This window comes from Synechococcus sp. WC101 (genome assembly GCF_047461555.1).
In the GTDB taxonomy this organism is placed as follows: Bacteria; Cyanobacteriota; Cyanobacteriia; order Thermostichales; family Thermostichaceae; genus Thermostichus.
Genome location: NZ_JANSHG010000103.1, coordinates 1 through 9,375, shown reverse-complemented (window position 1 = coordinate 9,375; position 9,375 = coordinate 1). Strand labels below are relative to the sequence as shown.

The window sequence follows — 9,375 nt, the reverse complement described above, 5'->3', positions numbered from 1 at the left end:
CATGTTGGGGCCAATCCGCTGCTGGGCAGCCGCCGAGATCTTCCGCTCTAGCCAGGTCATGACCATCACTCCTAAGGTGGCGGCGATGACCATGAGCAACATGGGCAAAGGTACCCACAAAGCGTGGGCAGCGCCTGGGCTCAGGCCCAAGTTTTGCAGGGCTGTTTCAAAACCAAGCTGTAGGTCAATGCCGGCGGTTGTCATGGGGTTGAGTGGCTCCCTAGAGACGGTGAGTCAAAAAAGGCACTGGAGTCTGTGGATCTAACTAGGCTTTGCCGTTGGGATCCGACTGAGGGGGACGGTGGCGGCGGCGCAGCTCCTGCTGAATGATGGCCTGCAGGCGGGCGTCGGATAACTCTTCGGCGCGGCGGCGCCTTTCTTCTTGGTACTTGGCCCATTGCTTGGGACCGATAATCGCGGCAATAGTTACGACAATCAGGAGCGGCAGAAGCAAGATCGCCCAGGCCATCGCCCTTGTCCTCCCTTTCCTACGAGTATCTTAGCGATCCACCTCCCCCATAATGATGTCGATGCTGCCCAAGATGGCGATCATGTCGGCCACCTTCATGCCGCGAATGAGCTGAGGCAAGACCTGCAGGTTGACAAAGCCGGGTGGACGGATCTTCCAGCGCCACGGACAGACGTTGTCGTCGCCGACGATGTAAATGCCCAGCTCCCCTTTGGCGCTCTCCACCCGTACGTAGGCCTCTCCTTTGGGGATCTTGAAGTTGGCCGAGGGCTTTTTGCTGATGAACTGGTAGTCGCCCTTGTTCCACTCCGACTTTGGCCCCTCCAGCATGCGCTTGGCTTCCAGATTTTCAAAGGGGCCACCGGGCAGGGCCTTCACCGCCTGCTGCACAATTTTGCAGGACTCGCGCATCTCCTTCATGCGCACTCGATAGCGGGCCAGGCAATCCCCCTCTGGGTAAACCGCCACCTCCCAGTCGAAGTCGTCGTAGCACTCGTAGTGATCCACCTTGCGCAGATCCCAGTTGACGCCGCAGGCCCGCAGCATGGGCCCAGACAGGCCCCAGTTGATGGCATCTTGCTTGGAGATGACCCCTATCCCTTCCAGCCGCCGGCGGAAGATGGGGTTGTCGGTAACCAGCCGCTCGTACTCATCTACCTTGGGCAGGAAGTACTCACAAAAATCGAGGCATTTTTCCGTCCAGCCGTAGGGCAGATCCACCGCCACGCCCCCGACGCGGAAGTAGTTGTTGTTGATGAGGCGCATGCCGGTGACGGCTTCAAACAAATCCAAGATCCACTCCCGCTCCCGCATGGCGTAGAGGAAGGGGGTTTGGGCGCCCAGGTCGGCCAAGAAGGGGCCAAACCAGAGCAGGTGGTTGGTGATGCGGGTCAGCTCCAACATGATCACCCGCAGGTAGCTGGCCCGCCGGGGCACCGGGATCCCAGCCAGTTTCTCGACGGCGTTGACGGTGATGGCCTCGTTGAACATGCCGGCACCATAGTCCCAGCGGGAGACGTAGGGCAGGTACTGCACCACGGTGCGGTTTTCGGCAATTTTTTCCATGCCGCGGTGCAGATAGCCAATCACCGGCTCGCAGTCGACGATGTTTTCGCCATCGAGGGTGACCAGCAGGCGCAAGACCCCGTGCATAGAAGGATGGTGCGGCCCAAAGTTGAGCAGCATCCGGTCAGTACGGGTCTCGATCATGGGCATGGGCATGGCCGCCGCCTCCGCAACTGAAGAATGTTTATGGTCTGCAACATTTGCAGTATAGCGGCTTTCCCGCGGTTCCTCGAGCTCTCGGGCCATCAGGGATCCCAATTCTTGCTATTGAGGAGCTCTTGATGACTCAGCTAACGTGAAAAAAAGGAGGGAGAGCAATGGCTGGTTCCCCTACAAACAGCTCCTCTCGACGGGAGCAGCAGCATCCGCAATACGACACCGATCGGGCTCTTCTCAACGAGCTGATGGCCCAAGTGCAGGAGAGCCCCCCCTCGGATTGGGTGCTGGCCGAAGTGGCCCGTCTGCGCATCCGCTACCACGGCTTTCCCGGCGCCTGGGATCTGCAGCGGGATTTGGATCAGATCTTGGAACAGTGGGGCCTGAGCGAAGAGGAGCTGTTTGCCCGCACCCGCCAGATCCACGCCCGCGGCCAGGTCTACGGCCGCAGCTTCAGTACACGGGATGACTGGGCCTAGGCAGCAGCCTTTATGGAAGGGTGTCTATCCTTCTGCCCCCTTTTTTGGCAAAAGAGGGGAGTTCCTCCATCCTTCATCAGCACCTGGGAAACTAGGAAGCCTGGAGCTGCTCGGCAAAGATGGGATCCAGAGGCACATCCAAAGCGGCGATGACCTTGGTCCAGAAGTTCATAAAGCCAATCCAGGCCGAGAGCTCCACCAGATCTTCGTCTGACCAAATGGTTTTGAGGCGGGCAAAGAAGCTGTCGGTCACCACCATGCTGGGCACGGTCATGCGCTCGGCGTACTCGATGGCCAGCTTCTCGGCTTCGGTGTAGAGGGCGCTGGTGCGGGCCTGGGCCACCGCGGCAATTTTGGCCGGGGAGGCGCCGTGTTTTTGCGCCTGCAGGGTGTGGTAGGGCAGGCAGTAGTGGCGGCAGCCGTTGATCTGGGCAATGCGGATGCTGACCAGCTCTTTTAGCTCCTCGGGCAGGTTGGGGTTGTCGGTGTGCAGCGCTCCGTACAGGTTCATCACCGCCCGCATCAGCTGCGGCTTGTGGGCCATTACCTGTAGCGGGTTGAGGGCGGTGCCATAGGTTTTTTCTAGGCTTTCGTAAACCTTCTGCAGTTGCTTGTCGGCTTTTTCCGGAGGAACAGGAGGGATCCGCATGGATGATCTATAAATAAAAAATTGCAGCATTCTCGACTTTAGCGCGTTTGGGGGATATCTCCTCCTACCCGCCACAACTAATTGCCCAAGGACTGCTCGAGGGCTTCTACCTGCTGTTGGGTAGCTGTAGCCCCTTGGTTGAGGGTTTGCTGGAGCTGTTCCCGCGATTGGTAGATCTGCAGCGGCCCTCCCTGGGGGATCCCTTGCTGGGCGGCTTCTGGGCTGGCCTGCTCTGGACTTGGCTCTGAACTGAGCGGGTTGCGGTAGAGCCGGTTCACCACCAGAAAGCCCACCAGCACTACGGCAGTTGCCACCAAAAGTCGAACCATACCCGGATCCCTTGCAAGCGTCTAGTTCTAGAATGCCCAAAAAGAGTATCAGGTATCAGAGGTCGGGCAAAATGGCGCAGACTGCTCAGCCGGTGCGGGTTGGCATTGGCGGCCCGATGGGATCCGGGAAGACCGCCCTGGTGGAAAAGCTCTGTCTGGCACTGCGGGATCCCTTGTCTTTGGCCGTGGAGACTAATATACCCGCGAAGATGCCGAGTTTTTGGTGCGGGCCAAGGCGCTGGCGGCGGAGCGGATCATCGGCGTGGAGACCGGCGGCTGTCCCCACACGGCCATTCGGGAAGACGCCTCCCTCAACCTCGATGCCATTCAGGAGCTGGAGCGCCGCTTCTGTCCCCTGAATCCCATCTTGGTGGAATCGGGAGGGGATAACTTGGCGGCCACCTTCAGCCCAGAGCTGGTGGATGCCTGCATCTATGTTATTGATGTGGCCGAAGGGGACAAGATCCCGCGCAAGGGGGGCCGGGGATCACCCGCTCCGACCTGCTGGTGATCAACAGGATCGACCTGGCGCCCTATGTGGGGGCGGACTTGGGGGTGATGGAACGGGATGCCCGCCGCATGCGGGGAGACAGGCCCTTTGTCTTTACCAACCTGCGCACGGGCGAGGGACTGGATCAGATCCTGAGCTGGCTGAAGCGGGAGGTGCTCTTTTGCCCCATCCAGGCTAACTCCCCCTCTGTAAGCCGCCTGTGACCTTCGGCAAGGCCCTCTTGAAGATCAGCCGCCAAGGCGAACATGCCCGCATTTGGGAGTATTCTCAGGCCCCCCTGCAATGGCTGGGATCCCCCGGTGAGCCGCCCCTCTATTACCTGCGCAACCCCAACGGCGGCCTGCTGGGCGGGGATCGCCACCGCATCGCGATCGAGCTGGGGGCAGGCGCAGGGCTGGCAATTCGCACCCAGGGGGCAACCCGCCTCCACCCCGGCCTGATCCGGCAACAGGCCAAGGTCAAGCTGGCCCCCACCAGCCAACTGATCTGGATCCCTCACCCGACCATTCCCGGCGCAGGAGCAGACTTCCGCCAACAGGTGCAGATCGAGCTGGATCCCAGTGCCCGCCTGGCCTATGCCGAGATCTGGACGGCCGGGCGGCTGGCCATGGGGGAATGCTGGCAGTTTCGGCGCCTTTCCAGCAGCTTGCGGGTTTGGGTCGCTGCCGGGAGCCCATCTGCTAGCCGCCAGAAAAAGCTCTGGCTGCAAGAACACATCGATCTCCGCTTTCCCCACCAGCATGTCTCCACCGCGTCGGTGCTGGGATCCCATCTCTGCTGGGGATCCCTGTATTTGCTGGGGGACTGGCCGGAACCCACTTGGCCGACCGTTCACGTCAGCGGGACAGAATCCCCACACTGGCTGGTCAAGTCTCCGGATCCCGTCTGTCAGGGCTGGATCCTGCGCCAGGTGGGGCCACAGGCAGAGGCCATCTGGCAGCAGTTCGGCCAGGTTGTGCAACAGCTTGCCGCGGCCCAGAGAAGCTCAAGCCAGGGGTGGTAGGCTAGGGCTGGCTTCACCCGACCCGTTGCCCGAGATCATGAACGCGGCCCGACGCATTATCAAACGTTCTGTTCGCAAGGGACGAAGTCGCTGGCTGCTCCTCTACGAAAGAGGAATGGCTCTGCTGGCCCTGGGCAACCTGTGCTGGGTGCTCTTCGACCTCAGCTACGTGCCCTGGCGGGACTTTTGGCTCCAGGGGCGGGTGCAGATCTTCGGCGCCTTTGGCCCTCCCATTCCCCTGCCCATCCTCTCCCAACAGACCAGCCGCTCCCCGGTAACCGACCTGTATGACCCGGTGAAAGGCATTGAGCCCAACCCGGAAACCCAGCGCTACTTGGCCCTGGTGGATGAGCTGCGCCAGGTCACCCTGCGCTTTGGGGTGGAGTCGGAAGCGGCGGCGCCGCTCCTGGCCCGCTTGCGGCAACTGAGCGACGAGATGATCGAGACCAACCCCTTTCAGGCCGCCAACAAAACCGGCCAGTTTGTGCGCATCCTCAACTTGATGCGGGAGCACATCCCCGGAGCCGACTCGGCCAGGGCCGCCTTCGCCCGCTTCTGGACTGCCGAATACTTGGCCAGCGTCGATCCCAAAGACGGGATCGAATTTTTCCAGGCCCGGCTGCGCCCCCTCTTCGAGACCAACTACTCCCGCCCCATCGGCGAGAGCGGCAGCCCCGTGGACTTTTTTCCGCTGCTGGATTTTCCCTTTGTGTTGCTGTTTGGGCTGGAATTTGTCCTGCGCACGGTGGCCATCAGCCGCCGCTACACCGGCGTCAATTGGCTGGATGCCATGCTCTGGCGCTGGTACGATGTGCTGCTGCTGTTGCCCTTTTGGCGCTGGCTGCGGGTGATCCCCGTCACCATCCGGCTGGGACAGGCGCAGTTGCTGGATCTGGAGCGGGTCCGGGCCCAGGTAAGCCAGGGCTTTGTCACCAACTTCGCCGAAGACCTGACCGAGGTCATCGTCGTGCGGGTGATCAACCAAATCCAGGCATCCATCCAGCGGGGATCCCTGCCCCTGCTGCCGGCAGCCGATCCCTCCCGCAGCTACATCGACCTCAACGAGATCAACGAGCTGGAAGCCATTGCCAACCTGGTTTTTCGCACCGTCCTCTACCGCGTCTTGCCCCAGGTTCAGCCGGAGGTGGAGCAATGGCTCCGCTACAACCTGGATGGCCTGCTCAAACAACTCCCCGCCCTGCAAACCCTGGAACGGCTGCCCGGCCTCGGATCCCTGCCCAGCCAACTGACGGAGCGCCTGGCCGGCGAGCTGACCACCACCTACAAAGCCTTGACCAACAGCTTCGAGGATCCCGTCGGCTCCAAGCTGGTGGCCCAACTGTTGCGGCGATTTGGCGAAGTCTTGGCAGGTGAACTTACCCAGCAACATGCTCTGGATGAGATCCGCTCCCTGCTGCAAGACTTGCTGGAAGAGATCAAGATCAACTACGTAGAGCGCCTCTCCCAGGAAGATCTGGAGGAGGTGATGGAGCAAACCCGCAAGCTGCGGCAAAAAGCCCAGCAACTCGAGCAAGCCCGCGGCGCGTAGGGGTGGTTGACGAGGTTTCGCCGGTTCAGTAGGATAATGGTTCAAGCCTGGGCGAGTGGCGGAACTGGTAGACGCACCGCACTCAAAATGCGGCGGGAAACCGTGTCGGTTCGAATCCGACCTTGCCCATGGCAAAGCGACTCTAGCCTTGGCGTTTGCTCTTGAGAAGGAGCTGCCTCCATCGACAGGATCCCACTCCGGCAACTGGCTTTTCCGAGCTGCGTAAACTACCCGGCTCCGACCGCCCCCCCTTCCCTCCCAACCCCCCGTATACGGGGGGCAGGGGGATTGAGGGGGGTACAGTGCGGGGCTGCTGCGGCTTCTAGCTGAGGGGTTCCGGTTAGATGGCAGCCCAGAAGCCTGCAAAGCCGTGAAGGGTACCTTGCCGATTGCCTGGGGAACCTGGGCTCCTTTGGGGGATGGCAAGCTGGCGGTGGCCTTTGGGGTCTTTTGCTAGGGAGAGGGAGAAAGCTCCCCGCCGGCTGATCCCAAGCGGCGCACCAGTTGCCAACCCTCTACCTCGGCCAAAGGCTGCAGCCCCAAATCCTGGAGCGATAGCTGCTGAGCTTGGACGGGAGAGACCCACAGGTAATCCCCATGTTCTCCTGCTTGCAGGGCGGCGTCATCCACCCATCGCCCTGGGTTGGGGGTGTAAAAGGCGATGGCCTGGGCCTGACAGACATCTGGCAGACCACTGCGGCCAATGTCCACTACGGGGAAATCGCCCTTGTCAGAGCCCAGCATCTGTTTCCAGTCCAGCTGGGCAAAGGCAGGATTGAAATTGCCGAAGTCAGGCCGCAGGACAATGCTGACCAGGGCAAGGATGCTGGCAGCTAGGAGCGTGCCTACCCAGAGTTCGCCGGCATAGTGCAGCACCCGCCGCCAGCTCCAGAGCACCGGCAAGAGCAGATACAACAGGCCGATTGCCACCAACGACCAGGCATGGGGTTGGAGCAGCTCCAGTCCCTCGACGTCCCGCCTGACGGCCACCCCCAAACCCAAAAGCAGCGTCCCCACCGCCGCCAGCCCCCAGGAGAGCACCTGGGCTAGGGGGGGTTTGTTTCGCCGAGAACCTCGTCCCGCTGTTGCCACCGAGCCGGTGCGGAGCGGAAACGGCAGAGCTTGATCGAGGACTACCCCCGCCAGGAGAGCCAGCCAGGGATAGAGCTGTACCGTGTAGTAGGGGGTTTTGGTGGGGTAGAGCTGCAAGAGCAAAAACAACAGCAGGGGGAAAGACCAAACCAGCAGGGTGGATCCCGGCTTTTGCCGCAGCAGCAGCCAGCCTCCCACCAAGGCCAAAACTGTCCAAGGGAAGCCATGGATCGGGATGTGCCAAAAGTAGTACCAGCCGCTGGCATCGGCATGGAAAGGTTCTCGCCCCAGATCCCACACCTTCCCCACCAAGGTGGTCAGCACCTTTGTGCCGTACACCCCCATGGCCGGCACCAGCCAGAGGCCGAAGATCCCCAGGCCCAGCAAAAGCCCCAGCCAAAAGGAAGCGGCTCCCAGCCAGTGCCGCCGCTGCTGCCACAAGTAGGGGATCACCGCTGCCGCCGGCACTAGGATCATGGCGCTTTTCATCAACAGGCCCAGCCCAAAGGCCGCCCCCGTCAGCCAGAACCAGCGTCGGTGGCCGCGGCTGCCGTTGACCAGGGCCAGGATCCCCAAGAGCTCCAGACAGGTCAAGGGCACATCCTGCCCCACCAGCCGCCCCTGCTGCACCCAGAGGTAGCAGAGGGGCAAAACCGCCATGCCCAAGAGGGCCGCCCGGGTTGGCAAAAAGGCTCGCCCAATCCAGCCCACCAGAGGAATAGAAAGCAGAGCCGCCAGGATCCCGGGCAGCCGCGCCGCCCATTCGTTGATGCCGTAGAGGGCAAAGCTGAGGGCCACGCTCCAGGTGAGCAGAGGGGGTTTCTCGAAAAAAGGCTCCCCCAAAAAAGTCGGCCCCAGCCAGTTGCTCCCCCGCAGCAGCTCGCGGGCCATCTGGGCATAAAAGCTCTCGTCGCAGCCGGCCAAACTGGGATCCGCCCCCGAGAGCACAAACAGCGGCACTGCCAGGCCCATGATCACCAGGCTCAGGCCCCAAAAGGACAGCAGGTGCGGGTCGCGGCGAAACTGCACAAAAGAGCTGGATCCGGGCAGGGATCCCCCGCCAGGAGAACTGCCCAAACGGTTGGGGTTGCCGAAAGGACGCATGAACAAGCCCTCTGGAACGACACCAAGTAGCCGCTCTGACCAGACTAAACTCTGCGACAAGGGATCTGGCCTTTTTTTAGCGCTACGCACCACTGACGCGAAGGGGAAGCTCCAGGGATCCAGAGGCGCTCTCCAGCTTATCTGCCAGACAGGTCAAGCCCTGAAACCAGCATGGGGTTGCAGGTGCAGTTCGACCATAGTAGAAGTTCTCCCCCGTCGGTGAACTCCCAAAACTCAGCCCTGGTGGATCGCAGCTCTTGGCAGATGCTCTCAACAGCCTCGACAACACCGAGGTGGCCACCAGTTCTTGCAGAGCCTCTGCATCCTTCCCGCCCCCACCGGTTTCAGGCGGCGAGGGCGACGCCCAACCCAATTGGGAGCTGTGGGTATCTCGTTCACGGTGGCTCTGCCCAGCAAGGGGCTGCCTCAATACTCACTTAGCAGAGCTTCCACAAACTCGTAGCTGGAAAAAGGCCGCAGGTCCTCCAGCCCTTCGCCGGCGCCGATAAAGCGGATGGGCAAGTGCATCTGCTGGGTAATGGCCAGGGCAATCCCCCCCTTGGCGGTGCTGTCCAGCTTGGTGAGGATGACGCCGGTTAGCTTGGCCACTTCGGCAAACACCTGGGCCTGGCGCAGGCCGTTTTGCCCTTGGGTGGCATCCAAGACCAAGAGGCTTTCCACCTTGGCTTCGGGAGCTTTCTTGTCAATGATGCGGCGGATCTTGGCCAGCTCCTCCATCAGGTTTTTCTTGTTTTGCAGGCGGCCTGCCGTATCCACCAGCAGCAGCTCCGTACCTCTGGCCTTGGCGGCGTTGATGGCATCAAACACCACGGCTGCCGGGTCGGCATTGGGAGACGGGTTGGCGATGACATCCACCCCCGCCCGTTCTGCCCAGATCTTGAGCTGCTCGACGGCAGCAGCGCGGAAGGTATCGGCGGCAGCAATTAGACACTGGTAGCCGGACTCGCG

10 protein-coding genes, 1 tRNA gene and 1 pseudogene are annotated in these 9,375 nt (G+C 61.6%); 5 read left to right on the top strand and 7 right to left on the bottom strand.

Annotated elements, in window-relative coordinates:
• From NW809_RS08270 to NW809_RS08260, 3 genes are all read right to left on the bottom strand, one after another.
• Positions 1 to 204, bottom strand: a 204-nt coding sequence (locus tag NW809_RS08270) for an NADH-quinone oxidoreductase subunit H (RefSeq protein WP_414401920.1), incomplete at its 3' end; no start/stop codon positions are given.
• Positions 205 to 265: 61 nt separating this feature from the next.
• Entirely contained in the window at positions 266 to 469 is a 204-nt protein-coding gene (locus NW809_RS08265) for a hypothetical protein (protein ID WP_011429640.1), read from the bottom strand.
• A gap of 30 nt (positions 470 to 499) precedes the next feature.
• Positions 500 to 1,684 (bottom strand): NAD(P)H-quinone oxidoreductase subunit H, encoded by a 1,185-nt coding sequence (locus tag NW809_RS08260; RefSeq protein WP_011429641.1) that lies wholly within the window; start codon positions 1,682 to 1,684, stop codon positions 500 to 502.
• A gap of 167 nt (positions 1,685 to 1,851) precedes the next feature.
• On the opposite strand from NW809_RS08260, the gene NW809_RS08255 reads away from it, so the two are divergent.
• Positions 1,852 to 2,169, top strand: a complete 318-nt coding sequence (locus NW809_RS08255; RefSeq protein ID WP_011429642.1) for a DUF3288 family protein — start codon at positions 1,852 to 1,854, stop codon at positions 2,167 to 2,169.
• A gap of 91 nt (positions 2,170 to 2,260) precedes the next feature.
• Here NW809_RS08255 and NW809_RS08250 read toward each other — a convergent pair whose 3' ends face one another.
• Positions 2,261 to 2,818 carry a carboxymuconolactone decarboxylase family protein gene (locus tag NW809_RS08250; RefSeq protein ID WP_011429643.1) on the bottom strand — a complete coding sequence of 186 codons (558 nt, stop codon included), beginning with the start codon at positions 2,816 to 2,818 and terminating at the stop codon, positions 2,261 to 2,263.
• Positions 2,819 to 2,895: 77 nt separating this feature from the next.
• Positions 2,896 to 3,147, bottom strand: coding sequence for a hypothetical protein (locus NW809_RS08245; protein ID WP_011429644.1), 252 nt, complete (start codon positions 3,145 to 3,147; stop codon positions 2,896 to 2,898).
• Between the two features lie 71 nt (positions 3,148 to 3,218).
• Between NW809_RS08245 and ureG the strand changes: the two are divergent.
• The 4 genes and pseudogenes from ureG (at position 3,219) to NW809_RS08225 (ending at position 6,339) form a co-directional block, all read left to right on the top strand.
• Positions 3,219 to 3,861 (top strand): annotated as a pseudogene (ureG, locus tag NW809_RS08240) (urease accessory protein UreG).
• On the top strand, positions 3,858 to 4,661 hold the full coding sequence (locus tag NW809_RS08235; protein ID WP_099812369.1) for an urease accessory protein UreD: 804 nt from the start codon (positions 3,858 to 3,860) through the stop codon (positions 4,659 to 4,661). The pseudogene ureG and the gene NW809_RS08235 overlap by 4 nt, the downstream one beginning before the upstream one ends.
• 37 nt (positions 4,662 to 4,698) lie before the next feature.
• Positions 4,699 to 6,210: a hypothetical protein gene (locus NW809_RS08230; RefSeq protein WP_414401919.1), complete on the top strand. Its 1,512-nt coding sequence runs from the start codon at positions 4,699 to 4,701 to the stop codon at positions 6,208 to 6,210.
• 49 nt (positions 6,211 to 6,259) lie between these two features.
• Positions 6,260 to 6,339, top strand: a tRNA-Leu gene (locus NW809_RS08225).
• Between the two features lie 324 nt (positions 6,340 to 6,663).
• Here NW809_RS08225 and NW809_RS08220 read toward each other — a convergent pair.
• A complete protein-coding gene (locus NW809_RS08220) occupies positions 6,664 to 8,406 on the bottom strand; it encodes an ArnT family glycosyltransferase (protein ID WP_414401921.1) in 1,743 nt (580 codons plus the stop codon).
• A 426-nt stretch (positions 8,407 to 8,832) separates the two neighbouring features.
• On the bottom strand, positions 8,833 to 9,375 hold a 543-nt coding region (gene ftsY, locus NW809_RS08215), incomplete at its 5' end, for a signal recognition particle-docking protein FtsY (protein ID WP_414401918.1).